The organism is Herbaspirillum sp. CF444, assembly GCF_000282135.1.
Taxonomy (GTDB): domain Bacteria; phylum Pseudomonadota; class Gammaproteobacteria; order Burkholderiales; family Burkholderiaceae_D; genus Herbaspirillum.
Genome location: NZ_AKJW01000108.1, coordinates 12720 through 38177 on the forward strand (window position 1 = coordinate 12720; position 25458 = coordinate 38177).

General features: G+C 62.2%; 23 protein-coding genes. 17 read left to right on the forward strand and 6 right to left on the reverse strand.

Going from position 1 to position 25458, the window contains the following annotated elements; genetic code table 11:
- Positions 1–77 precede the first annotated feature (77 nt).
- Entirely contained in the window at positions 78–1544 is a 1467-nt protein-coding gene (locus tag PMI16_RS22280; RefSeq protein WP_007883862.1) for a CapA family protein, read from the forward strand.
- Between the two features lie 60 nt (positions 1545–1604).
- Here the strand turns inward: PMI16_RS22280 and PMI16_RS22285 are convergent, their stop codons facing one another.
- The 4 genes from PMI16_RS22285 to PMI16_RS22305 form a co-directional block, all read right to left on the reverse strand.
- The gene (locus tag PMI16_RS22285) at positions 1605–6386 is read right to left on the reverse strand and encodes a hypothetical protein (protein WP_007883863.1); all 4782 of its coding nucleotides are present in this window, start codon (positions 6384–6386) and stop codon (positions 1605–1607) included.
- 523 nt (positions 6387–6909) lie between these two features.
- Positions 6910–7599, reverse strand: coding sequence for a hypothetical protein (locus PMI16_RS22295; protein ID WP_007883864.1), 690 nt, complete (start codon positions 7597–7599; stop codon positions 6910–6912).
- Between the two features lie 181 nt (positions 7600–7780).
- Entirely contained in the window at positions 7781–8128 is a 348-nt protein-coding gene (locus PMI16_RS22300) for a hypothetical protein (RefSeq protein WP_007883865.1), read from the reverse strand.
- Between the two features lie 64 nt (positions 8129–8192).
- On the reverse strand, positions 8193–8495 hold the full coding sequence (locus PMI16_RS22305) for a hypothetical protein (RefSeq protein WP_007883866.1): 303 nt from the start codon (positions 8493–8495) through the stop codon (positions 8193–8195).
- A gap of 354 nt (positions 8496–8849) precedes the next feature.
- On the opposite strand from PMI16_RS22305, the gene PMI16_RS22310 reads away from it, so the two are divergent.
- Entirely contained in the window at positions 8850–9608 is a 759-nt protein-coding gene (locus PMI16_RS22310) for an IclR family transcriptional regulator (RefSeq protein ID WP_007883867.1), read from the forward strand.
- A 50-nt stretch (positions 9609–9658) separates the two neighbouring features.
- On the opposite strand, the gene PMI16_RS22315 is transcribed toward PMI16_RS22310, so the two are convergent.
- Positions 9659–11044, reverse strand: coding sequence for an aminotransferase (locus PMI16_RS22315; protein ID WP_007883869.1), 1386 nt, complete (start codon positions 11042–11044; stop codon positions 9659–9661).
- 115 nt (positions 11045–11159) lie between these two features.
- Here PMI16_RS22315 and PMI16_RS22320 point away from each other — a divergent pair, with 115 nt between their 5' ends.
- From PMI16_RS22320 to PMI16_RS22365, 11 genes are all read left to right on the forward strand, one after another.
- The gene (locus tag PMI16_RS22320) at positions 11160–11876 is read left to right on the forward strand and encodes an SDR family oxidoreductase (RefSeq protein ID WP_007883870.1); all 717 of its coding nucleotides are present in this window, start codon (positions 11160–11162) and stop codon (positions 11874–11876) included.
- Positions 11877–12320: 444 nt separating this feature from the next.
- Positions 12321–14270 (forward strand): CocE/NonD family hydrolase, encoded by a 1950-nt coding sequence (locus PMI16_RS22325; RefSeq protein WP_007883873.1) that lies wholly within the window; start codon positions 12321–12323, stop codon positions 14268–14270.
- Between the two features lie 443 nt (positions 14271–14713).
- Positions 14714–15685 (forward strand): ABC transporter permease, encoded by a 972-nt coding sequence (locus PMI16_RS22330; RefSeq protein WP_007883875.1) that lies wholly within the window; start codon positions 14714–14716, stop codon positions 15683–15685.
- Positions 15686–15783: 98 nt separating this feature from the next.
- On the forward strand, positions 15784–16722 hold the full coding sequence (locus PMI16_RS22335) for an ABC transporter permease (protein WP_007883877.1): 939 nt from the start codon (positions 15784–15786) through the stop codon (positions 16720–16722).
- Between the two features lie 12 nt (positions 16723–16734).
- On the forward strand, positions 16735–17691 hold the full coding sequence (locus tag PMI16_RS22340; protein WP_007883879.1) for an ABC transporter ATP-binding protein: 957 nt from the start codon (positions 16735–16737) through the stop codon (positions 17689–17691).
- Between the two features lie 2 nt (positions 17692–17693).
- Positions 17694–18725, forward strand: a complete 1032-nt coding sequence (locus PMI16_RS22345; RefSeq protein WP_007883880.1) for an ABC transporter ATP-binding protein — start codon at positions 17694–17696, stop codon at positions 18723–18725.
- A complete protein-coding gene (locus PMI16_RS22350; protein WP_007883885.1) occupies positions 18709–19578 on the forward strand; it encodes an N-formylglutamate amidohydrolase in 870 nt (289 codons plus the stop codon). The genes PMI16_RS22345 and PMI16_RS22350 overlap by 17 nt, the downstream gene beginning before the upstream one ends.
- A gap of 106 nt (positions 19579–19684) precedes the next feature.
- Positions 19685–21331, forward strand: a complete 1647-nt coding sequence (locus PMI16_RS26715) for a methyl-accepting chemotaxis protein (RefSeq protein WP_007883889.1) — start codon at positions 19685–19687, stop codon at positions 21329–21331.
- A 33-nt stretch (positions 21332–21364) separates the two neighbouring features.
- Entirely contained in the window at positions 21365–22234 is an 870-nt protein-coding gene (locus PMI16_RS22360; protein ID WP_007883890.1) for a serine hydrolase, read from the forward strand.
- 195 nt (positions 22235–22429) lie between these two features.
- The gene (locus PMI16_RS26720) at positions 22430–22552 is read left to right on the forward strand and encodes a hypothetical protein (RefSeq protein WP_007883892.1); all 123 of its coding nucleotides are present in this window, start codon (positions 22430–22432) and stop codon (positions 22550–22552) included.
- 124 nt (positions 22553–22676) lie between these two features.
- Entirely contained in the window at positions 22677–23099 is a 423-nt protein-coding gene (locus PMI16_RS22365) for a CesT family type III secretion system chaperone (RefSeq protein ID WP_007883893.1), read from the forward strand.
- Between the two features lie 124 nt (positions 23100–23223).
- Here PMI16_RS22365 and PMI16_RS22370 read toward each other — a convergent pair whose 3' ends face one another.
- Positions 23224–23619 (reverse strand): hypothetical protein, encoded by a 396-nt coding sequence (locus PMI16_RS22370; RefSeq protein WP_007883894.1) that lies wholly within the window; start codon positions 23617–23619, stop codon positions 23224–23226.
- A gap of 277 nt (positions 23620–23896) precedes the next feature.
- Between PMI16_RS22370 and PMI16_RS26275 the strand changes: the two genes are divergently transcribed.
- The 4 genes from PMI16_RS26275 to PMI16_RS26110 form a co-directional block, all read left to right on the forward strand.
- Entirely contained in the window at positions 23897–24049 is a 153-nt protein-coding gene (locus PMI16_RS26275) for a hypothetical protein (RefSeq protein WP_162131133.1), read from the forward strand.
- A gap of 143 nt (positions 24050–24192) precedes the next feature.
- Positions 24193–24405 carry a hypothetical protein gene (locus tag PMI16_RS22375; RefSeq protein ID WP_237719921.1) on the forward strand — a complete coding sequence of 71 codons (213 nt, stop codon included), beginning with the start codon at positions 24193–24195 and terminating at the stop codon, positions 24403–24405.
- Positions 24406–24492: 87 nt separating this feature from the next.
- Entirely contained in the window at positions 24493–24672 is a 180-nt protein-coding gene (locus PMI16_RS22380; protein ID WP_007883899.1) for a hypothetical protein, read from the forward strand.
- Between the two features lie 382 nt (positions 24673–25054).
- Positions 25055–25458 (forward strand): hypothetical protein (locus PMI16_RS26110; protein WP_007883900.1); only part of this gene is annotated, 404 nt, incomplete at its 3' end.

A 25458-nucleotide genomic window follows, 5' to 3' on the forward strand; every position in this document is an offset into this window, starting at 1 on the left:
GGTCATCTCCTGACATCCTTTTGCCGATCCTGCGGGATCGGCTTTTTTATCTGTGCTGTGTCATCAAGGGCAACAACATGCACCATTCCTATCGTATTTTCAGCCGGGCCGCGCGCCTGGCGCTGGTCGGCCTGTTGGGTCTGTCGACCTGGTCTGCGGCAATGGCTGCCGATGGCGGCGAAACACACAAGAACCCGTTGTCGCCGTCCTGGACCCAGGCCAACGTGCCGAAGAATTTCACGTTGGCGGCGGTCGGCGACCTGATCATCACCGAGGCCATTTCGTCGCGCATGAAGCGCACCTCGCCCGAACTGCTGAAGCTGTTGCAGAGTGCGGACGTGAGTTTCGGCAATTTCGAGGGCACCGCCGCCGACCTGCGCAAGTTCGGCGGTTATCCGGAAGCCTTGTCCGGTGGCGGCTGGCTGCTGAGTTCGCCCTATGTCCCGGCCGACCTCAGGGCGATGGGCTTCAACATGGTGGGACGTGCCAACAACCACACTACCGACTGGGGCGTGGCCGGCATGCGTTCCACCGACAAGTTGCTGGATGAAGCAGGTATTGTCCACGCCGGCACCGGGCAGACGCTGGCGCAGGCGCGTGCGCCGCAGATCATGTCGATCCCGGCCGGGCGTGTTTCTCTGGTAGCGACGGCGTCGCGTTTCGAAGCCAATGCGCGCGCCATCGATCCGCTCGGGCAGATTCCCGGACGTCCCGGCGTGAGCGCCTTGCGCACTACCCGCTATGTTCTGGTGTCGCCGCAGCGGCTGGCGCAGTTGGCGGCGATCCGCGACGCCCAGCCGCCCGGCTCGGTACGCGACACCGTTTTTGCAGCGGATGCGCGCACCCATACCGTGACCTTGTTCGGCACCAAATATCGCGCCAGCACCCAGGTCGGCGACGGCATGGAGTTTTCGTTTACCATGGATGAGCGCGATCGCAAGGAGCTTATTCGCAATGTTCGCCAGGGCAAGCAAAGCGCCGACTTTGCAATTGCCACCATGCATACGCATGAGCCGGGCAATTACAGCGCGGTGCCGCCGGATTTCATGGTGCAGTTCGCGCACGAGACCATCGACAACGGCGCCGATGCCTTCATCGGGCATGGTCCGCACCAGTTGCGCGGCATCGAGATCTACAAGGGCAAGCCGATTTTTTATTCCTTGGGAAATTTCTTTTTCATGGACAACACCTGGCAGCCGATCACGCGCGACGAGTACGAAGCAGCGCACGTCGAGCCGGGCAGCATGACCGATGCCGAGTTCACCGAAACGTTGCGGATTGAAGGTGTGTTCAAGGATTCGTTGTGGTTTGAAAGTGTGATCGCTGTCAGCCGCTATGACGAACAGGGACGGTTGCAGGAAGTGCGCCTGCACCCGATTGAGTTGAACTGGAATGGTGCGCGTGATGCGGATCGCGGCATTCCGCGCACCGCACCGCCGGCGGTCGCGCAACGCATCCTGGAACGCTTGCAGAAACTGTCGCAACCGTTCGGCACCCGCATCGAGATCCAGGGTGGCGTTGGCATCATCCGGGGCGGCGCCTGAACATGACGCCGCCGGATGGCCGGCTTGCGGCGCGGATGCCGCAAGCCGGTGCGCTGCAGATCAGCTTTCTGCAGGGACGGTGGTGGTCGCCATCGCTGCCGTTGTTGCCGGCGCCGAGAATTGCGCGCCGCGGTCGGCCAGGTCGCGATAGGTGTCGCCGACCCATTTCTGGATGTCGGTGTAGTCGCTGGCGGCAAAGCGCTTCAGTTTGCCCAGCAGTTGCGTGATCGACCGGTTGACCTCGTCGGTGCCGAAGCTGCCCGGCATGCGCGAGTGTTGCGGCGCCGTGGCGCTCTTGACGGCGCCGTTCTTCAGCACGTAGCGTTCGCGATTCGGGTTCGGATAGCTGCTGGCCGCAATCGCGTGCAACAGGTTGCCGGCGCTCAGGCCGTTGCCGTTGATCTGCACCGGTGCGGCGACCAGTTCGCCTTCGTGATAGCCCATCATGTAGAAGCCCCCGGGTCCCACGCCGATCATTGACGGACCGGACGGCTCCCAGGTCATGTCGAAATGATCGTGCGTCTTCACAAAATGCGCCAGCTTGACCGGCTCATCCTTTTCCACCGTGTTGCCATGTGCATCGGTGCTGCGGATTTTTTCGGTCTGCACTTTGCCATCCGCGTCCACTTGCAGCATCAACAGCGGCTTCATCAGCGCCGTTGACGCCAGGCGCGCCAGCAGTTCGCCGGGGAAAGGCTGGCCCTTGGCGAGTGCGACGGCCGGGAACTCTTCCTGCATCGACAGCCGGTTGAGTTCCCTGATGGCCGGTTCAGCCGCAGTGCCGATGGCGGCCAGGCGGGCTTCGTCTTCGAGTCGATAGACGTTGTCCTCCGCGTAATAGCCGCCGTTGCGGCGATCCACTTCATGGTGGGTGTTGCGTATCGCATCGTTCAGGTAAGGCGTCATCGGATCGTCCATCAGGATCGCCGCGCGGATGCTGCGACGCACTTCGCCCGGGCTGGTGGGCGAAGTGTATGGATAGCGCCAGCGTGCCGGCTGGTTCTCGTCGGTTTCCAGCTCGGTGCCGAGGAAATAACTCTTGCTGGCGATCACGAATTGCATGCTCTGGCTGGCTGCATCGTATTTGAAGAAATGGCCGCTGACCGGATCGATGCCGAGGTCGCCTTCCTGCATCGTCGTGACCAGAGGCTTGCCGGTGCGCTCGCTGGATTCCTTGGCTTTCTGAAAATCGCGATATTTTGTTTCCAGATCGTAGGTATTGATGCGCGCCATGTAGACCACCTGGCCAAGATTGTCGGTGGAGGTGGCGGCACCCGTCGTTGCCGAGGCGGGCACCGGCGGATCTGCGTCGATGCGGGTGACGACAAATACGCCGCCGGGCAGGGAGATGGTCTCGGCCTGCATCAGTTCCGTGTACTTGGCGATGTTGACGGCGGAATTCTGATGAATCACGATGCGCAGGCTGCGGTCGTTGGCGGCGGCGCCGTAACCGAGTGCGGCAAGGAACGCCGCCGCCAGCTGTTCGGCGCTGGTGGTGGAGAGGATTTCGGTCAGCGACACCCGCTCGCCTTCGGTGATGACGCCGATGCGGCGCTGGTCTTCCGGCAAGGGGAGGTAGCGCGCGTCCGATACCACCGCGCGCTGCACGATGGCCGGGAAGGTCTTGGCGTGGAGTGCGCCGAGGTTGATCAGCAGCGGATCAAGCCCGGAAATCTGCATGTCGGGGTCGCCCTGGGTGTTGCCGCGCTTGTTCATCATGACCACGCGCATCGGCACGCCGGGAACAATGTCGACGTAATGATCCTGGCCGGTCGACGGCCAGCGCAGCAGATAGTGGAACGGCCCCGATTCTTCCGTGTATTTCACCACGGCGTTGCGGATGCCGCGCAGGATCGGGCGTGTCAGCGCCGTGTAGGCGGCGTTGCTGTCGCTCGGATCCTCGGGCATGCCCTTGACGGCGTCCATGGCGTGATGGATGCGCGCAATGTGTTCGGCTGGAATATCGCTGAAGGTGGTGATCATGCGGCGCAGGCGATCGGTCTTGATGCCCAGCGTGGCCGAGGCCTGGGCAAAGTGCGGCAGCGAGGTGCTGAGGAAGTCCGGCGGCACTTTGGTCGGATAGTTGTTGTCGCTGCCTGCAGCGTAAACGTCTTCGAAGCTGTCCATCAGCGACGCCATGACGCGTTCCATCTCGGGCGGCAACTGCGAGCGGTTGTTGGACACGGCCAGCGTGGTGTCGACCTGCGGGGTTGGCGGCGCTTCCACTTCAGGCGATGGCTCTACCGGCGCCACCGGATTTTCGCGCTGCTCCTGCAATGCCAGCGAGGCTTGCGTCATGCCTTCGAAGCGGGTGGTCAGTCCGTTCAAGTAAGCGACCTGCTCGTCTTCGGTCATCTGGTGGAAACTGGAGGCTTCTTGCACCGCCAGCAATTCCAGCGGGTTGGGATCGCGAATGTCCATACCCATGCGGTTGATCGACTTGTTGGTGTGTTCGACCATGACTGCCGCCAGGTGGACGGTGCGCGCCAGCGCCTCGATGTCTTCCTTGACCACGCTTTCCACTTTGTCGGCCACTTTGGTGCCGACTTTGCTGACGGTCGCGCTGAATGCGCGCAAATAGGAGACCAGGCCGTTGTAGCGATCCTCCTGGGTCACCTGGTCGTCGTAGGCGCGCGCGTTGGGGCCGAGCAGGCCGGCCGCGCTCAGGGCGGTTGCCAGGATCGGCGCCACCCATTTGTCGACGCCGCGCGTGGCCATGCGGGTAAGCAAGGCCTCGGCATAATCCAGACCGCTGTACTCGCCCTTGAGTTGCTTGCTGCCGGCAGTAGCGCCCAGCGCCCGGAACAGCAGGTCGCATACAAAGAAGTCGATGGTGTTGTAGACCACATCGGCGACAGGATGGCTGGCGCTTTCTCCCGAGCGGCCACGGGCAAAGCCGACGGCGGTATGCAGGGCGGCGACGCCGGCCAGCGTGGCGACGTCGATGGCGTTGCCGCGCGGCAGTTTGAGTCCGCTCTGGATACCGTAGTTGAGCACCAGGCGCAGGAATTCGCTGCCCAGCGGCAGCACCGCTTCATTGAATATCTGTCCGCCGATGGTTTCGCGGCTCTTGTAGGCGTCCTTCAGCAGGTTCTTGTGGGCGAAGTCGAATACCCGCGTCAGGACGTCCTGGGCCACCACCGTCAGCGCCACCACGCCGGCCAGGTGACTGCTGGTGACGGTGCCGTAGCCGGTCGAACTGAATGCGTGGGCGCCGCCCAGCAGCGTATGGGTGTCCTTGTTGCGGGCGGCGTTGACCATGGCGTTCATGCCGTACACCACGGCCGCCACCGACGCCGCGCGCAAGGTGGTATTGACGGCGCCGGTCAGGCGCGCCGAAGTCATGCCGAAGGTGGCGCTCAGGGTCACCAGGTTGCCGGCCAGGTTGCCCAGGGCGCGGGCCTTGCCCTCCAGGCCGGAACGATTGATCAGCAGCGGCCCGGCCAGCAGGTGTTCGCCGGTCGACAGGATCAGTTCGGGGTTGGCGTAGCCTGACAGGCTGCCATAGAGTCCGGTATTGCGACCTTGATAGCCGTACAGGGCGACGTCGGCGGTGGCGATCGGCCGCATGACGCCGACACCGGAGGCCTTCGGTTGCAGCAATTGCATGCGCAGGCCGCGCGCGCTGTATTCGAGTTCATGGATGGCGCCGTCTTCTGTAGCGATGTGCAGCTTCATGTTCGCGGCGGGATTTTGCAGCAGCGCGCGCAGTGCGGACAGTTTGACGCCGGGCGTGCCGACCGGTTCTATGACTTCTACCGTACTGATGCCCTGGATTTCGGCGAGCACGCCGCCTTCGATGTTCAATGCGGCCGGGATCTCCTTGCCATGGCGTGGCTGCATCGGACGTGCAGTGACGTGGTGGTCGGGATCGGTCAGGAAAATCATCAGGCGGTTTTCGATGGCGTTGTAGTCGGCATAGCCGAGGAAGAAGTCGCTGGGGGCCGCTTGTCCGGGGAGCGTCGGATGGCCGCCGAAGCCGGCGGCCATGTAATTCTCGCCATTGGCCCAGGTGCGTCGCAATGGCATCGGCATTGCATTGGGCGGCACCGGCATGACCGGATGCGACGATTCGTCGTGGCTGCGCCGTGCAAACAGCGACGACGCCGCCGAGCACTCCTTGAGATAGGCCAGGAAGCTGGTCTCCATGCCTTGTTTTTTGACCAGGACGTCGTATTGCGGTCGCTTTGCCTCGAACGCCTGGAGATCGTCGATGCCGATCAGGCGGTTACCGAAGCCCTTGATGAAATAGCGTTCCTGAGGGGCGGCTTCGCCCGGTCCCGGCGGCACCGTATCCTTGATCACCGCCAGATTCTCTGCAATCTGCGTGCCGCGCGTATTGAACGGGATGTTGACTACGCCGACGTGGTCGTTCAGCGATGCCAGATGCAGGCCGGCGGATTTTGACGGTTCGTATTTGCCGCCCAGCGCCTGTACCGCGGCGTGCAACTCTTGCAAGGTGCAACCGACGGCGCGCATGTCGCCGTGCAGTTTTTCCAGCGCTTTGGCGCCGGAGGTCTTGTCGGTCGTCGTCAGCGCCGAAGGGATCAGGCCGGATTGTGCCGTTTCGAACACTTCGGCGTCAGGGCGCGGGGCAACGCCGGCGACCGCCTGGGCGACCTCGAATCCGCCCGATTTGCTTTCCGGGAGTTCATTTTGCAGCGACGGCGGGCGTCGCTTGCCTTGTCCGAATGCTGATGGCAGCGCGTCGTCGGTGTTGTCGTTGCCGCGAGTGGTCAATTCAATATCCTGGCCTTGCTGCGGCGCCAAGCCTCGCGTGGCGGCCTCCAGGTCGTAGTTGTCGGCATGGCTGGTGCTGTCGCCGCGAATAGGGGTATGCATGATGGTCCTCTTGGGTGGGTTGCGCACCGCGCCGCAGGAATGCGGTCGATTGTTGCGATGCATGGTGAAATTCACCCGTGAGTAAGAACCGATTTTTTGTGGTTCCTATGTCATCAAAATGTCATTTTTGTCATAAAAAATGCGTATTGTCGATCTTTTGCGCACGATTGATGTGTCGATTGTCGTCGGCAAGATTTGGCTAAATTCGCTCTTCTGCGGATATCTATTGCGGATGTGTGCAGGTGCACATCAACAGCCGCGCAATTGTGACAAGGGCGATGCTGAGGCTATGGTCGCGCGGAAGAGGGGCATATCGTCGCATGCCGGCAACCGCCGGGACGAGGCCGCACAGGATGCGCGCCGCGCGCTGATTCAACAGTCGGGCGACATCAGGTCGAAGGAAATGTGCGGAAAGGTGTGCCGACGATGGTCAGCAAGGGAGGTCAGGAGGCAAGGGAAGGGCAAGGCAGGTTGACGGAGGCGGTGCGACGGCATCGTGGCCGCACCGCGCAGGCCCTGCGTTTCAGTGCAAGGTGCGTTGGCGCGGGCCTTGCAACGGCGTGAATTGCCATGCGCCGGCTTCGGGGACGAACACGGCGCATTCTTCGTTCGTGCCGGCCTCGGTCCAGGCGGCGTGGTATTGCGCCAGCGCCATGATCCGTGCCTTGTCGAGCGCTTCGGATGCGCATCTGGCAAGCGCCAGGTCGGACCAGTGCTCCAGCGAATGCACCTGATCGGAATAGTTGAGGCCGCCGATGCGTTCCCACCATTCGTGGATGAATTCCAGCACTTCGGCGTGGATGCGCAATTGCGAAACGCCATGCAGGGAGTGTTGCAAATCGAATGGCACCGGCAGCAAGGGCGTGATCAGCGCATGGTCGGCGTCCAGCAGCAGGTCGTTGGTATCGGAGGCGAAGAAGCCGAGCGCCAGCATGAGTCGTCGTTCCGGCTCCGGCACCTGCGCCATGACGCGGGCCAGGTCGATGCGCTCGAGACGTTGGCGGCACCAGCCGTGTATGCCTGCCGCGGCCAGGCGCTGGCTATAGATTTCGGCGTCGAGCGCCGAGGCAAAAGTGAGGATGCCGCTCTGGTCGCGCATCTTGATATAGAAGGTCTGGTCGCGCCGGCCGGTTTCAGGATCGAGTGCCGCTGCGTGCACCAGGCCCCAGAGCGGAAAGGCGGCATCGTTCGACTGCAGGAATTGATTGTCCATGGTCTTGTGTTTTTGTCAGGTTGAGCGAAACGATGTCCGGAAACCGGATGTCGCGGACCACACGGAAATGCGCGCCGGCAGAACGCGCGCGGCCCTGTCCCCCATGAGTGTCGGGGACCGGGGGCAGGTTCCCGGGAGAGGTGGAGAGGCGCCGGTCGTTATGACGGCCCTGGGCCGGCAATCAGGTGCGCGGCCCAGGGCGTAGCGCGGCGACGTTGTCGCGCAACCAGTCGAGTGCTTCCTGTTGTGATTCGGGACCGAGCAGGATGGCGCCGAGGGCGCCGTCGGCATGCACCAGCAGCATCTGCCCCTTGGTCGCCTGGCCGGAGCGGAAGCGTTCGCGCAGTCGCCGGTACGCTTCCGCGGCGGCGGGCGATGGGAACACGGATGGATCAACGCGCCATTTGTCGACGTTGCCGCCCCACCAGTAGTGGCGTTCCCCTTCGATCAGCGCCACCAGCGCGCGTCGGTTGCGGCGCGCATGTTCGGCGCGCAAGAACGCAACTTCCATGGAGTGATCGAGATACATGATTTGCCGCCGATTCGTTTTTCAGACATCTGAGTCGCATCCGGCAGGGAAAAGTTCAGTCGGCTCAGGCTGCCATGCGGGCGCGCAGCGGGCGATGTACCGGCAACGCTATCGTCTCGCAGGCGTGGAAATGCGGGGCGTCGATCAGGATCGGCAACGCCGATTTTTCTTCATGGGCGAGAAAGCGGGCTACCACGTGGATGATGGCTTCATGCGCGTAGTACAGGTTCAAGTGGCTCATCGCATAGCCGTGACGCCGGCCCAGGATGTCCAGCGCCTCGCGGCTGATCACAAAGGTACGTTCGCCGCTGGCGCAGGGAAGCTGAAACGCCAGGCCGATATCAGTCAGATGAGGATCGTGGGCCACATTGGTCTCGCTGAAGAAGAGTCAGGCACGGAAAGCTACAGTTGAGTAGGTTGTCCGTTTCTTTTGGTAAAACAATGTATCATTTGTCGACATTTAGTGTATTTTAATTGAAATGCAGGGTCAAGCAATCGAGCATGCGTTTTTTCAATGAGGACAAGGTGCCGGTCGCGTACTGACAGATGCCGCACCATCTGCGGGAATAACAATCCGGGATCGAGGTCGACGGTCGAAAGGCAAGCAGCGACAAGGCTTTTCGAGGAGGTGCGTGATTTGCAAAGGCAGTATTGTTCTCTATGAAAATGACGTCGTTCAACGATGACGAACAAGAATGACGAGTAAGAAAAGGAATGTTTTATGAGTTATACCGTTGATGCGGTAAGCAAGGCGATCGAGCTGATGTTTCTGGTGGCGGAGCATGATGGCAAAGGCGTGACCGAACTGGCGAAATTGTCCGGCAATACCAAGGCGCGGGCGTTCCGCCTGCTGACGACGCTGGAAGAGTGCGGCCTGGTGCGGCGGCAATTGCCGCTGGCGACATACAGCCTCGGCTATCGCGCCCTGATTGTCGGCACGGCTGCGCAGAATCAGTTGAGCCTGATCCAGGTCGCCAACGAGATTCTTGAGCCGATCGGGCGGGAGTGCAACGAAAGCGTGCTGGTGCGCATACGCGACGGCCTCGAAACGGTTTGCGTGGCGTGGTGGGATGCGCCGCATGCATTGCGCGTGCATAGTCAACTGGGCGAGCGCCGGCCATTGTTTGTCGGTGCTTCCGGCAAGCTGCTGCTGGCGCACGCGCCGGCGCAGATCCAGGAAGACATCCTGAGCGGCAAGCTGGAGGCGTTCACGCCCAACACCATCGTCAAGCGCACCGAGCTGAAGAAGGAGCTCAAGAAGATCCTGGCGGAGGGCTGCAGCAGTTCGTTTTCCGAGAAGGCCACGGACATGGTGGCGGTGGCCATGCCGGTGCGCGACGTGACCGGCACGGTGGTGGCGTCGTTGTCGATGACTGCGCCGGCCAGTCGGGTGCCCAAGGAAAACCTCAGGCAATACGTCGACATACTCAAGTTCGCGGCCGTGCGCTTCTCGGCGGCGCTGGGGTATGTGGAGCCATGACGGCGCCGCGCAGATTGTCGCAATCAATCGCAGGCTCGTCCTGCGATTTTTTATAGAAGCTTCAATGCCCTGGCGGTATCGTCGAGCGCCAGCGTCAGTTTGTCGACCAGTTCGTCGATGTCGTCAGGCGTGGCCACCAGCGCCGGCGCGATGATCACCCTGGCACCCGTGGTGCGTACGATCAGGCCATGTTCTTGCGCCTTGCGCATGCAATACAGGCCGACCGCGTTTTCGTTGCGAAAGCGTTCCTTGCCGGCCTTCGACAGCGCCAGTTGCAAGGCGGCGACCGCGCCTGCGCCCTGGATTTCCCCCACCAGCACATGTTGCGAGAACGCATCGCGCAGGCGATATTGGAGATAGGGTCCCAGGTCGCGGCCGACGTATTCGACCACGCCGCCCTCATCGAGCAGACGCAGCGTTGCCAGCGCCACTGCCGCCGCCACCGGATGTCCCTGGTAGGTCAGGCCGTGGGCGAACAGGCCGCCGCAGTCGGCCAGGGTGTCGGCGATGCGCTGCGACAGCACCAGGCCGCCCATCGGCACATAACCCGAGGTGAGGCCCTTGGCGATGGTCAGCATGTCGGGTTCAAAGCCGAAATAGTCGTGGGCAAACCAGCAGCCGGTGCGGCCAAAGCCGCCGACCACTTCATCGGCGCAGATCAGGACGTCGTATTTTTCGCAGATGCGCTGGATTTCCGGCCAATAGCTCGACGGCGGGAAGATCATTCCACCGGCGCCCTGGAAGGGCTCCGCCACAAACGCGCCAACCTTTTCCGGCCCCAGCTCCAGTATCTTGATTTCCAGTTCCATGGCCGCTTGCAGGCCAAACTCCTGTTCCGTCAGCGCGCCCTGGTAGCCGAACCAGTACGGCTCGGGAATGTGATGGACCTCGTCCAGCATCGTCTCGCCCAACTGGTGCATCAGTTTCATGCCGCCCAGCGAGGCGCTGCCGACGGTGGCGCCATGGTAGCCGTTGTGGCGTCCGATCAGGACCCGCTTCCCGGGACGCCCCGCCAGTTGCCAGTAACGGCGTACCAGCTTGATCAGTATGTCGTTGGCCTCCGAACCGGAATTGGTATAGAGAATGCGGCTGTAGTGCGGCGGCAGGATATCGAACAATTTGGCCGACAGTTGCGCCACGGCCGGATGCGTGGTGTTGAAAAATTGGCTGCAATAGGACAGCGACTCCATCTGCGCGGCGGCGGCGGCGACCAGTTCGGGACGGCCGTAGCCCAGCGTGGTGCACCATAGTCCCGACATGCCGTCGAGAAAGCGCTTGCCGCTGTCGTCCCAGACGTGCAGGCCCTCGCCGCGCACCATGACGCGCGCGTCTTCCGCTTTCAGGAACTTATGGTCCTCGAACGGCAACAGATGGCGCGCGACGTGTATCTCCCGATAATCTTGTTGTGCCAGTGCGTGGCCGACGATGTCGTTCATGGAAGTTCCTTGGGTGACGATGATGGAGGACGCGGTTGCTTGCATTTTTTGTTGAGTGACGCCGCCGCGGACGCGGTTCCATGGCGTCGTCGGAGCGATCTGGAGGAGGGTAACGATGAAAGCAATCGTCAGCGGTCACAGCCGTGGCCTGGGTGCCGCCATTGCAGCCGATTTGCTGGTGCGCGGCGTGGAAGTCATGGGCCTGGCGCGCCGGTCCAATGCCGTGCTGCAGGCGCGTTTTCCGCAGTTGCTGGTGCAGCAGGCGCTCGACCTTGCCGATACCGCGGCGTTGCTGGACTGGCTGCAAGGGCCGGTGCTGCGCGATTTTCTTGCGAGCGGCGACGACGTCGTCCTGATCAATAATGCCGGCGTCGTTCGCCCGGTCGGCGCGCTCGGTCAGCTGGAGCCGGCAGCCATCGCCGCTGCCGTGGCGATCAATGTCAGCGCACCGCTGATGCTGGCCTCGGCGCTTGCCGCGCATCCTTGTCGCGAGCGCCGCATCCTCCATGTCTCCAGCGGCGCCGGTCGCGACGCTTATGCCGGGTGGGGCGTGTACTGCGCCACCAAAGCCGCACTCGATCATCACGCCCGCGCCACGGCGCAGGAGCATCGTCCCGGATTGCGCATTTGCAGTGTGGCGCCGGGCGTCATCGACACCGACATGCAGGCCGAGCTGCGCGCGGCGGCGCCGGACCGGTTTGCGCTGCGCGAACGGTTCCATGCATTGCAACGCGAAGGTCATCTGGCGACACCGGAGGATTGTGCCGCGCGACTGGTCGCGTTCCTGCTGGCGGCGCAATTCGGCGCCACGCCGGTTGCCGTGCTGCCGTAAGCGTGCAACGACGTCAGGTCGAAGTCAGGACCTTGTCAGTGTGTCGCAAGCCCCGCCAACGAAGGCTTTGGCATGGCGTCGTGCACCATTGATAAGCAGCAAAAAAACTTGACTTGTATCATTTAACGACATATCGTATCTGACAGTGAAACAAAAAATGAGAAAAATATGCAAAGGAGTGCAGTAGCAACCCGGGGCATCGCACGCTCGGCCATCCCTTTTTTCGTCGTCATGACCACTGGTGGTCGCTGATGGATCCGAACCTGCCGAGGCCGCAATACCGGCAGCAACGGTACTTGCGACCCGGATCGCACATTACGTCAGCAATTGAACAAGACTGGCAATGACGGAGACTTATTCCCTGAAATACGACGGCGTTCGCAGCGCCGGCCATGCTGACGGCAGTCGGGCAGGGCGTTCCACATTCATTCAATTCGAACAATCATGAAATATTTCAAGCATTTCTCTCAACTGCGTACAGCCGAGGGGCTGGACGCATCGACCGGCGGCGTTGCCGCAGCGACGCCTGCCTACACGGTGTTGCGCGACGTGATGGTGGTCATGCGCGATGGCGTCAGGCTTGCGACCGACATCTATATTCCGCAGCCGGCGGTCGGCGCGACGCTGCAGAAGCCGCAGAAGCCGCAGAAGCTGCCGGTGGTGCTCGAGCGCACTCCCTACGGCAAGGAAATCGACAGTCGCAGCGAGCGCACCGCCGCCGATGCGCGGGTGAAGTCCCGTGTCGAGGTGGCGGAACATTTCCTGCGGCATGGCTACATCGTGATTTACCAGGATTGCCGCGGCCGCTATCGCTCCGAAGGCAGTTTCGTCAAGTACACCAGCGACGCCCAGGACGGCTTCGACACCTGCAGCTGGATCGTGGCGCAGCCCTGGAGCAACGGCCGCATCGGCACCATGGGTCTGTCCTACGCGGCGCATACGCAGGCGGCGCTGGCCAGCCTGAATGCGCCCGGCGTGGTGGCGATGTTCCTGGATTCGGGTGGTTTTTCGAATGCCTATCAGGGGGGGATCCGCCAGGGCGGCGCCTTCGAAATGAAGCAGGCCACCTGGGCCCTCAGGCAGGCCATGGAGAGTCCGGAGATCCGTAACGACGATGACCGTCATGCGCAATTGAAGGCGATCGATATCCGCGAATGGTTCACGCGCAGCCTCGAGTGGAAACCGGGGGATTCGCCGTTGACGCCTGCGCCGGAATATGAAGAATACCTGTTCGACCAGTGGCAGCGTGGCGCCTTCGATGCCTACTGGCGCCAGCCCGGCCTGTATGCGCAGGGCTACTACGACAGTTTCAGCGACGCCGCGATGGTGCACATGTCGTCCTGGTATGACCCCTATCCACGCACCGTGACGGAAAACTTCATCGGCCTGTCGTCGCGCAAGAAAGGGCCGGTATGCCTGATCCTCGGTCCCTGGATCCACGGCAACCGCTCTGTGACGTATTCCGGCGATGTCGACTTTGGCCCGGCGGCCACGCTTGACGGCCAACTGGCGACGGATTTCCTCGAATTGCGCCGACGCTGGTTCGACCGCTGGCTCAAGGATGACGCCGGCGTACCGTCGCCATTGCCGCCGGTGAGCCTGTTCGTCATGGGCGGCGGCAGCGGCCTGAAGAATGCCGAAGGGCGCATGCAGCACGGCGGCACCTGGCGCTCGGAAAACGACTGGCCGATTCCCGATACCAGTTTCACGGCGTATTACCTGCATGCCGATCGCAGCCTGTCGCAACAGGCGCCATCGGTGGCGCAAGCGTCGCTGACGTATCGATACGATCCGCGCAATCCGGTGCCGACCGTCGGTGGCGCCGTGACCTCGGGAGAGCCGCTGATGGTTGGCGGCGCCTTCGACCAGCGCGAGGCGCCCGGAGTGTTTGGCGCGGTTGCGCCATTCAGGGCGCTGGCCGAGCGCGACGACGTGCTGGTATTCCAGTCCGCGCCGTTGGAACAGGATGTCGAGCTGACCGGCGCGGTGACGGCGTCGCTGTGGATTTCGTCGGATTGTCCCGATACCGACTTTACCTTCAAGCTGATCGATGTCTATCCGCCCAATGCCGATTATCCGGAGGGCTATGCGATGAACCTTACCGACGGCATCCTGCGCGTGCGCTACCGCACTTCATGGGAGCAGCCCGAACTGATGGAGCCGGGCCGGCCTTACCAGATCAGGATCGAGGCTTTTCCCACCAGCAATGTGTTCATGCGCGGGCACCGCATCCGTATCGACATATCGAGCAGCAATTTCCCGCGCTTCGATTGCAATCCCAATACCGGCGAGCCGGAAGGAGAGGCCAGCCAGGTCCGGGTTGCCACCAACAGCATCCACCTGGACCGGGATCATCCCTCGTTCGTGACATTGCCGGTGATTCCTGCACGCTAGTGCCGGCGATCAGCCACCCGCAAAAAAAGAGGGGGCGATTGCTGCGCCATCATGTTGCAGTGCACGTTTTGCGTGCAGCGCCACTGGCGCTGTTCTTGCATGAAAAGAGTGCATCCGTTCTTCCGCGGTGCAAAACGGCGCCCACTCTCCGTGCCTCGCCGACGCCCGCCTGGCGGGGTTTTTGCCGTGCGGGAAGAGATAAGCGGACAGTGAAGTTTATTTGACATTGTATCGTTTAGTGATATATAGTGTTGTCTAGCGATACAAATATAGAGCGAAAAATAATCGCGGACGGCATCCGGAAGGGCGCGGCAGGTCGGGTGCGCAATGACAAATAACGGCCGGCGCCGCAGCGTGCCGGCCGGCGATTGCCGGGGAAGCGCAGTTCAACGCTGCGCGGTCGTTTGCAAGGGTGAGGAGAAATCGATGAGCGGAGCAATGCGATGTTTGAAATGCTGCTGAAGCGTGCACTGCAAAGTGTGCTGGTGATTTTTGTCATGTCCATCCTGGCATTCGTCGGGATCAACTTGGTCGGCAATCCTATTTACCTGCTGGTGGCGCCCGACGCGCCGCTCGAAGAAATCCGGCGCGCCTCCCATGCGCTGGGACTGGATCTGCCGATATATCAGCAGTATGGACGTTTCCTGTACAACGCCTTGCATGGCGACATGGGCAACTCCTTCATCTTCAACCGACCGGCGATCGGGCTGATTTTCGAACGCATGCCGGCCACCTTCGAGCTGGCCGTCATGGCTTTGTTGCTGTCGGCCCTGATCGGCATCCCGCTGGGCATGTGGTCCGGCTTGCGCCCCGGCAGCCGGTTGCACAAGTTCGCCATGGGCTTCTCCATCCTCGGCGTGACCATTCCGGTGTTCTGGCTGGGGCTGATCCTGATCCTGGTGTTTTCCGTCAATCTCGGCTGGCTGCCCTCCGGCGGTCGCGGCCCGACCACCTCCTTGCTGGGCATTGAGGTCAGTTTCCTGAGTTGGGCCGGCATCAAGTTCATGCTGCTGCCGGCGTTCACCCTGGCGTTGCACAACGTGGCGCTGGTCATGCGCATGACCGAGGCCGGCACGCGTGAAGTGGCGGTCCAGGAATACGTCAAGTTCGCCCGCGCCAAAGGCGTCGGGCCGGTACGCCTGATGTTTCGCCATATCGCCCCTAACGTGATGATTCCCATCGTCACCGTGATGGGAATCGAATTCGGCCACTTGATTGCGTTTTCATTGATCACCGAAACCATCTTTGCCTGGCCTGGCATGGGCAAGCTGATCATCGACTCGGTGCTGCAACTGGACCGTCCGGTGGTGGTGGCGTATCTGATGGTGGTGCTGATGTTGTACGTATTGATCAATTTCACCGTGGACGTGCTGTACCTGGTGCTCGATCCACGACTGCGCGCCCGTTCGGCGTGAAGTCAGGCATGACATCAGGCATAACCCCGGGCGATAAGTAAAACGGTTCCCGCCATGGCGGGCGATGACGATCAGCGGCCAGTTCCGCCACTACGAAAATGATGATGAACGAAATCAATCCTCAAGCGCTGCCGGCGTCGGCCGACGTACCGGTAGCACCGCCCGAGGCGCCGATGCGCCTGTTGTTGCGGCGTTACTTCAAGAGCCGCGTCGGCGCCATTGCGGCCGTGTTCCTGCTGTTGCTGGTGGCGATCGCGGTTGCGGCGCCTTTCATCGCGCCGCAGGATCCTTACGACCTGACCAAGGTTTCCATCATGGAAGCCGAGCGTGCTCCCGGCTCGCCCAGCACCGACCAGAAGATGACCTACCTGCTCGGTACCGATGGCGCCGGGCGCGACATGCTCAGCGCCATCCTGTACGGCTTGCGCATCAGTCTTGGCATCGGTGTCGCCAGCGCGCTGGTGGCGCTGGCCATCGGCACCAGCATCGGCCTGATCTCGGCGTACTTCGGCGGCAAGGTCGACGCGATTCTGATGCGCATCGTCGATGTCCAGTTGAGCGTGCCGACCATCCTGGTGGCGCTGGTGCTGCTGGCGGTGCTGGGGCAGGGCGTGGACAAGACGCTGATGGCGCTGGTGCTGGTGCAATGGGCCATCTTCGCCCGCAATGTGCGCGGTTCCGCGCTGGTCGAGCGCAACAAGGAATATATCGAGGCAGCGGTCGGGCAGGGCCTGCCGGCGCGCCGCATCATGTTCCGGCACGTGTTGCCGAACTGCCTGGCGCCGTTGATCGTGACGACCACCAATCAAATGGCCAATGCCATCACGCTGGAAGCGACCATGAGCTTTCTCGGGATCGGCTTGCCGCAAACCAAGCCGTCGCTGGGCCTGCTCATTTCCAACGGATTTGACTACATGCTTTCCAATCAATACTGGATCAGCGTGTTCCCCGGCATTGCGCTGGTGCTGCTGGTGGTCGCGGTGAGCCTGGTCGGCGACCAATTGCGCATTGTGCTCAATCCCAAGCTGGACGCATAGAAAGACAACATCATGGCACTTCTGGAAGTCAACAACCTGGTGACCGAATTTCGTACCGAAGCCGGTGTGGCCAAGGCCCTCGACAATGTCTCCTTCACGCTGGAGCGCGGCAAGGTGCTGGGCATCGTCGGCGAGTCCGGTTCGGGCAAGTCGGTCACCGCCTTTTCCCTGATGAACCTGGTGGAAAAGCCGGGTCGCATCGCCGGCGGCGAAATCCTGTTCAATGGCGAAAACCTGCGCGATGCATCGGTCAAGCGCTGGAGCCAACTGCGCGGCGACCGTATCGCCATGGTGTTCCAGGACCCCATGATGTCGCTCAATCCCGTCATGCGCATCGGGGCGCAGCTGGGTGAAACCATTGCCATTCACCGCAAGGCTTCGCGCGCGCAGATCGACGAGCAGGTCTGCGCCGCGCTCAAGCGCGTCGGCATCCCGGCGCCGGTCGAGCGCATGCGCGCCTATCCGCATGAGCTGTCGGGCGGCATGCGCCAGCGCGTGGCCATCGCCAACGCCATCGTCAACAGCCCGGATCTGATCATCGCCGATGAACCGACCACGGCGCTGGACGTCACCATCCAGGCGCAGATCCTGTATGAGATGAAAAGCCTGGCGCGCGCCAGCGGCACCGCGCTGATCTGGATCACGCACGACATCAGCGTGGTCAAGGACCTCGCCGACGAGTTGTGCGTCATGTATGCCGGCCGCATCATCGAGCGCGGACCGGTGGCCGAGATCATCGGCAATCCCCTGCATCCCTACACCCGGGGCCTGATCGATTCGTTGCCGCAGGCGGAGAACCATGGCAAGCGGCTGTATTCGATTCCAGGCGCCACGCCGCCGCTGCTGTCGTTGCCGCCCGGCTGCACCTTTGCGCCGCGTTGCTCGCGGGCCACCGGCGAGTGCCACAAGATTCCACCGGTATTCAAGCTGGAAAACCGTGAATACCGCTGTTTCCATCCGTTAGCTTAATCATGACTACCATGCTTGAAACCAGAGACCTCAGCAAGAGCTTCAGCATCAAACGCAGCAGTCTGGCGCGCGCCGCCAGCGCGGTCGGTTTGTCGCGCCAGGCCGATGCCCGCGTGTACGCCGTCAATGAAGTATCTCTCAGCGTGGCCAGCGGCGAGGTGCTCGGACTGGTCGGCGAGTCGGGTTGCGGCAAGTCCACCGTCGGTCGCATGATCGCGGGCCTGCTGCCGGCCACCAGCGGCGCACTGGCGTTCGAGGGCAAGGACATCACGGCGCCCAGCGTCGATACCCACCTCAATATCCAGATGGTGTTCCAGAATCCCTATGCGTCGCTGAACCCGCGCCAGCGCGTCGACCAGGTCGTCAGCGAGGCAGCTATCTACCACGGGCTGGTGGACAAGAAGGACGCCGGCAGCTTTGTCGGCAGCCTGCTCAAGCAGGTCGGACTCGATCCGACCTATGCCAGCCGCTACCCGCACCAGTTCTCCGGCGGCCAGCGCCAGCGCATTGCCATCGCGCGCGCACTGGCGCTCAATCCCAGGTTCATCGTCTGCGACGAAGCGGTGTCGGCGCTGGACGTGTCGGTGCAGGCGCAGATCCTCAACCTGTTCATGGACCTGCGCGAGTCCAAGGGGCTGACCTACCTGTTCATCAGTCACAACCTGGCGGTGGTGGAATACATCGCCGACCGCGTCGCCATCATGTATCTCGGTCGCATCGTCGAACTGGCCGATACCCGCTCGGTGTTTGCGCGTCCCAACCATCCCTATACGCGCGCGCTGATCGCCGATGCGCCGCGCCTGGACAGCAAGGTGGTGGAGCACCGTCCGATCCAGGGCGAACTGCCCAGCCCGCTCAAGCCGCCGTCAGGATGCACCTTCCATCCGCGTTGTCCGCATGCGATGCCGCGTTGCTCGGAACAGCGGCCGCTATTGCGACAAGTCGCGCCCGGCCACTGGTCGGCGTGCCACCTGAACGACAGCGATGTCCCCGCCACCCCTGAAGTCGCCGCAGCTTATGATCAAGTCAATTAATCAGGTCTATTCCGTCATCCGTCCGAGCATCGCCGAGACGATCCTGCCGATCGTGGTCGATTCGCCGCACAGCGGCACCCTGTATCCATTCAACAGCGGTATTGCGGCGCCGGTGGCGGCACTCAATTCGACCTGGGACGCCTTCGTCGACGAGTTGTGGGCGGCCGCGCCCGGCCTTGGCGCACCGCTGCTGGCGGCACGTTTCCCGCGTGCTTACATCGATCCCAATCGTGCGCCGGACGATATCGACCAGTCCATGCTCGAACAACCGTGGCCGGAGCCGCTGGCGCCCTCGGAGGCTTGTCTGCGCGGGATGGGGCTGATTCGTCGCGATGCCCTGCCGGATGTGCCGATGTATCGCAACAAGCTGAGCCTGGCGGAATTGCGCTACCGCCTCAACCAATACTACCTGCCGTATCACAGCGTGCTGCAATCCTTGCTCGACGACAGCGTCGACAAGTTCGGCGCGGTCTGGCACATCAACTGCCATTCGATGAAATCGATCGGCAACGCCATGAATGTCGACAGCGGCGCTGCGCGTCCGGACATCGTGGTCAGCGATTGCAATGGCGCCTCGGCCAATCCGGTTTTCACAGAATGGGTCGCGGCGCAGTTCGACCGGCTCGGCTACAAGGTGCTGATCAACACGCCCTACCAGGGCGGCTATATCGTCGAGCACTATGGCATGCCGCAACGGCGCCGCCACAGCGTGCAGGTGGAAATCAAGCGCGGCATCTACATGGATGAGCGGCGCTGCGAGAAGAACGAAGGGTTCGACAAGCTGCAAGGCGACATTGACGACGTGCTGCGGGCGCTGGCCGGCTATGTGCGCGCGCAGATCGACCGGCAATAAATGGAGTCATGCCGACCAGGAGCGGCGACCCGATGTCAGGAGAAGGCTGCAACCGGGGAACCCGAGGGTTTCCCTTCACCGTTTTTCCTTGAAGGGGAGAAGGGCAATGAAAATTCGTGGCATATCCATCGGCGCCAGGCTGATCGTCGGCTTTGGCCTGGTGCTGGCGATCCTGATCGTGGTCGTGGCCGGTACCGCGGCGTTGACGGCATATAACAAAACTCGCCTGATCTCGGCACTGGAGCGTACCAACGGCAAGAACGTCCAGGCCGTACGCATGAAGAGCGCCTTGCTGGAGGCCGGCGTGGCCATGCGCAATATCGGCCTGCAATCGGACGTCGGCGACATGCAGCGCGAGGCGGCACTGGTGGTCGAGAACAACAAGCAATATGTGCAAGCATTGACTCGCCTGAAAGCACTCGGCCTGACTGCCGACGAGCAGAAAATGGTGGACGAGACGGCGCGCTTGCAAGCCGCCATCGAAGCGGCGCTCAAGGGCGCAATGAACGATGCCTTGTCGTTCAACATGGAAAACGCCACCCGCACCCTGGCCACCAGCATCGATCCGCTCTACAAGCGCGCCGCCGCCGAGGTCGACAAGCTGGTGGTGCTGCAACAGGACGAGGCGCGCATGGTGCTGGCGCAATCGGTGCAGGACGATCGTCGCCTGACGCTGATGCTGTTTGCCATCGGCACGCTGGCCTTGCTGGTGGGCAGCAGTTTCGCCTGGGCCATCCGGCGCAGCATCGTCCGGCCGTTGCATGCGGCGGTCGAGCTGGCGTCGCGGGTGGCGCGCGGCGATCTGTCGTCGGCCATCAGCGGCAACAGCAGCGACGAGATCGGCAGGTTGTTGGCGGCGCTGGGACAGATGAACCGGCAGCTGGCGTCGATCGTCGGCAATGTCCGCAGCGGCACCGACACCATTTCCACGGCCTCCACCGAAATCGCCAGTGGCAACGCCGACCTGTCGGCGCGCACCGAAGCGCAGGCGATGTCGCTGCAGGAGACCGCGCACTCCATGGGCAAGCTGACCGAAGCAGTGCGTTTCAACGCCAACAACGCCCAGCAGGCCAACCGCCTGGTGATGTCGGCCTCGGACGTTGCCACGCGCGGCGGCGACGTGGTGGGCCGCATGGTCGATACCATGAACCAGATCAAGACCAGCTCCAGCCGCATCCGCGAGATTACCGGCGTGATCGACAGCATCGCGTTCCAGACCAATATCCTGGCGCTCAATGCGGCAGTGGAAGCGGCCCGGGCCGGCTCGCAGGGACGCGGTTTCGCCGTGGTGGCGTCGGAAGTGCGCAGCCTGGCGCAGCGCTCGGCGGAGGCGGCCAAGGAAATATCTTCGCTGATTTCGGATTCGTCCAGCAAGGTCGAGGCCGGCAGCCTGATGGTCAATGACGCCGGCAGCACCATGAATGAGGTGGTGGTGGCGGTCAGGCATATCGCCGATATCGTCGGCGAGATTGCCGCGGCAAGTGAAGACCAGACCGGCGGCATTGAAAAGATCAATGAAAAAATCACCCAGATGGACGAGATGACCCAGCGCAATGCCGCGCTGGTGGAGCAAGCCGCGGCTGCCGCGGCAAGCATGCGCGAACAGGCCGCGACGCTGGCGGCCACGGTGTCGGTCTTCAAGCTGGCGGCGGGCGCGCCCGGCGTTGCCGCGATGCCGGCGCCAATGCAGGACAAACAGCGTCGGCGAGCGCGGGCAATATCGCTGCCGGCGGCGGACGATCCCGTTCGCTGAGCGGCCGGCATTTTTTATCCTGGAAGGACGGACATGGACACTCTCGTAGCAGCATTGAACGCCATTTGCGATGCACAACCCTTTGTCACCAGCTGGTACCTGAAAGACCTGGTCGGCGGCCGGGATGCCGATCGCGGCGGCCATGTCCCGTTTCCGTCCGCCAGCACGCGCAAGACCTCGATCATGATGGCGGTGCTGCGCGCGGTGAACCAGGGACGGCTCGACCTGGAGACACCCATTGTCTATGAAGAGCGTCTGCGCGAAGGCGTGGTGTCGGGCACGTTCAAGTTCCTCACGCCGGGCTTCACGATCACCTTGCGCGACGCCCTGGTGCAGATGATCGTCATCAGCGACAACGTTTGCACGCGCATGCTGCTCGAACGCATCAGCCTGGTTGAGATCAACGATTTCTGCCGGAGCGTCGGCATGCGCGACACCATGCACCGGATCGCGGTGCCGCGTCCGGACATGCCGCCCGACCACAAGCTGGAGGAAGTCACCACCATCAGCGCCTGCGACCAGGGTTTGCTGTACGACCTGATCCTGCGCGGTTGCACCGATCCGGCCGCCGCTGCAATACTGGGCTGCACCGCAGGGCAATGCGCCTTCGCCATCGAGGTGCTGAGCTGGCAGAAGCTGCGCACCAAGATTGCCTCGCAGTTGCCGGCCGATGCCAAGGTGGCGCACAAGGGCGGCACCGGCAAGCGCGGTCGCATGGATGGCGGTATCGTGTTCCGCCACGGTGCTCCGCTGTATATCCTGACCTGCTATACCGACCAGGTGCCGCTGCAGATGCCTGATGGCCTGCCGGGTTATGCGGCCGTCTTCGATGCCATGGGACGCATGTCGCGCCTGTGCTGGGAGCAGCTTGGCGGGAGCCCGCCGGCGCGGCTGGCGGCCTGAATATGGAGGGGCCGGTACGCCGGCCGGCAGGTTGCCGCAAAAGAAGTGCCAACAGAAGGGACGTGCGGGAAGTGCGATGCCGTCCGGTGCAAACCGGACGGCATTTGCATTTGGAGGGGAGATTGGAACTGTTTCGGTGCAGGGCCAGACATATCGATGCTTACTTCAAGCACAACCCTTCTACAAGGAGCAACGATGGCACTGATCCCCAATCCTTTGAACGCCCTGACCAATCCGCTGGGCATGTTGACCGACCCCATTGGCACGCTGATGGGCGGCAGCAAGCCGCCTCCGCCACAAAACGAAGATATCGAGTAAGCCGGCAACGGCAAGCAGGCAGCGCCGGTGCGGTCAGCCAACGCAGCGGCGCTGTTGTCGTTGGTGTCGCGCGTGGGCGAGCGCGCCATCTTTCAACAAGAACATAAGAATAAACTGGGGCAGCATGTCGATAGAACGCTACCGCATCCTGATAGAACAACTTTGTACCGAATTTCGCATTCCGCAGCCGCGCGCATCCTACCAGGCGGCCGTCATTCCCGCCTACGATACCCAATTCCAGCTGTTCCACGGCGGCGTGCTGGCGCCTGACAGCGTGCTGTTGTACTGCGATGTCGGCCGCTTGCCGCAACAGGCGCGGGAAGCCGTGCTGCTGCGCCTGCTGGAGTTGAACGGCGACCTGTTCAGCATTCACGACGCAGTATTCACCTGCGATGCGCCAAGCGGCACGGTCGCGCTGGTATGCAAATTGTCGTTGCGGCAGGCGACCTTGTCGTCGACATTGGTATTGCTGGGGCATTTCGGGGAGCTGGTGCAGCAGTGGCGCCGCTGTTATTTCCTGGCGCCGGGCGCAGGCGAGGGGACGTAATGTGACACGTGAGGCATGATGCAGCGGCAGTGCGCCGGCGTGGCTGCAAGGCGTCCCTGCCCCGTGGCCGCCGGCGTCACGAGGCAGGCAGGACCGGCCGCAAGGCCGGCCCCGTGCCGCCGTATCAACCGCCCTGGATGTCGGTATCGCCGCTGCCGGTGCCCGTGCCTTTGCCCTTGATCGCTTCCAGCGCATTTGGATCGACGCCCAGCATGCCGGCCAGTTTTTGCAGTTCTTCCGCCGTGATGGTGCCGTCTTGCAGCTTCTTCAGCAGTTTTTGGATGTCGTCTTGGCTGTCGCCTGCGCCGCCGTTGTCACCATTGGCCTTGGAGCCTTCCGAGGCGCGATTCTGCAGCTCTTTCAAGATCGCGTCTTTTTGCCACGGCTCCGCGCCGGACTTGCTCAACGCGCCCAACAGATCTTGGGTCGACGCGTTTTTCAAGCCGTCGGAGAAGGAAGTCATTTCGGAAGAACTGGGGATGGAGGAAAAACTGCCGGTGGAAGAAATGCTCAGACTCATGGTATTTCCTTAAATGTGGAGTTGAAAAGATTGTTCCTTACTGCGCAAATAGGTCACGCCGGCGCGAGCAAGAGTTCCACTTCATGCAACGCAACGAACCGTCGGCGGTGGCGGGACATTCAATCAACGGGAGCCGGCAGGGGCGTGGCGCCGGAAAGTTTTTGCCGGGGATGTGGAACCGAGCGATTTTCAGGTCCCACTTATGGGCGACCGTCTCGTTTTAGGAATGCAGCATGGGCGGTGTGTTTTCAATCAACCATGAACCATGGAGGTAATTATGGCCGCAGTAGCAGCAGGGTCCGCAGTTGGCGCAGGTCAGGCAATCGTTGACCAAGAGGGTACCAGTGCAGCAAAGACGCTCGTCAATGCTGACAATGCAAAGTTGAAAATGAAAAAAGCAGGTGAGGATAACTCGTTGCAATTGATCTAAAGAGTTTCGCAAACCATGCAGGATGCGGTTTTCCTGCGGATAAGAAATGAGGCTGTCGCGCATTTCTTATCCTCCCCGGTTTCGCGGTGCGGGACGGCCTGAGGCAGGACGTCCCGGCCAGATGCATGCCTCATGAAAGGTAGATGATGTCGACATATCAAAGTCAGCTCGGCGGTGCGCAAACCGGCCAGAATCCCTCCATGCGCCAGGGTCCCGGCAACGCCATGGTGGCCTCGGCCCAGGCCGGCTCGGCCGAGGCGGTAGAGTTCCAGATGTGGGTGTCGCAACAGGCGACTTCGCTGGCCAAGCTGAAGATTTTCAGCAGCATGGCCAAGAATGTCAACGACCAGCAGTAGTCCAGTCCGCCGCGCCGCCTGCGCTCCCCGGTTGCGGGCGCAGGCGGCCGGACGCGAAGCCTTACCTCGTATTTTGCCGGAGTCGCCATGACCACTCAAAACACACTCGATACTTCCGGCGCCAGCGCCGCGGCAGCCCGTAGCGGCGCCAGCCAGGCCATTGCCGAACAGGAAGCCATCGCCGCCGCCAAGACAGACCTTAACAACGTCGCGGTCTTCACCAAATTCATCAAGAAGGCGGAAGAAGCCGCCCAGTCCGCCATCTGATCCTTGCTGTTGCCTGTGCCGATGCCAATGCACCGGCACAGGCAACAGCGTCTTGTTCGTCAACGATTGCAGGATTCCGAGCACGAATGCCGGCGTCCGCCCGTTTTTGCCCGCTCTCGTCCGCCTGGTTGTGCTCCTGTCGCCTGTCCCCGCAGCGGCGGAAGCACGGCTGCGACCGTCCACTTGTCATGCAGCGTGGGCGCGCAGTGCGTTTGCCACGGCCGTTTTCGCTGGAACTATCCAATTGGCGATGCCACTCAACCAGGAGTCCGCGAAGACCTGCTCCGAATGGGTGCGCATACGCCCGTGCGGGTCCGTTCCGCCGCCGGAAAGCGAGACGCATTCGAGACGTTTGAGTACCCACCCCATTTCGGAGAAAAGCATGACGGCTACAGTAACTACGACCACCACGACCACCACCTATTTCGATGGCGGACCGCCACCGTCTTATCTTGGCAACCTGCACCTGAACGGCGGCGATTCCCCGGAGCTACAGGACATCATCAACCATAGTGGTTGCCACAATATGCAGCCGGACCAGGTGTCGCAGTGGCTCAATAGTTTGCCTGTACCGGACAGCGTCAAGAACATGATCCGCAACATGATGGGGCTCGGCTCGGAAAACAACCTGCCATCCGATTCCAGCGCAGCAAAGACCATCAACCAATTCCAGAAGGACCACGACATCGGCCTGATGTCGTCGCAACAGATGCAGCAAGTCGCCGAGACCGGCTACTTCACGGACAAGAACGGCAAGACCATCCAGGTGCCGCCGGAAGTGCAGGC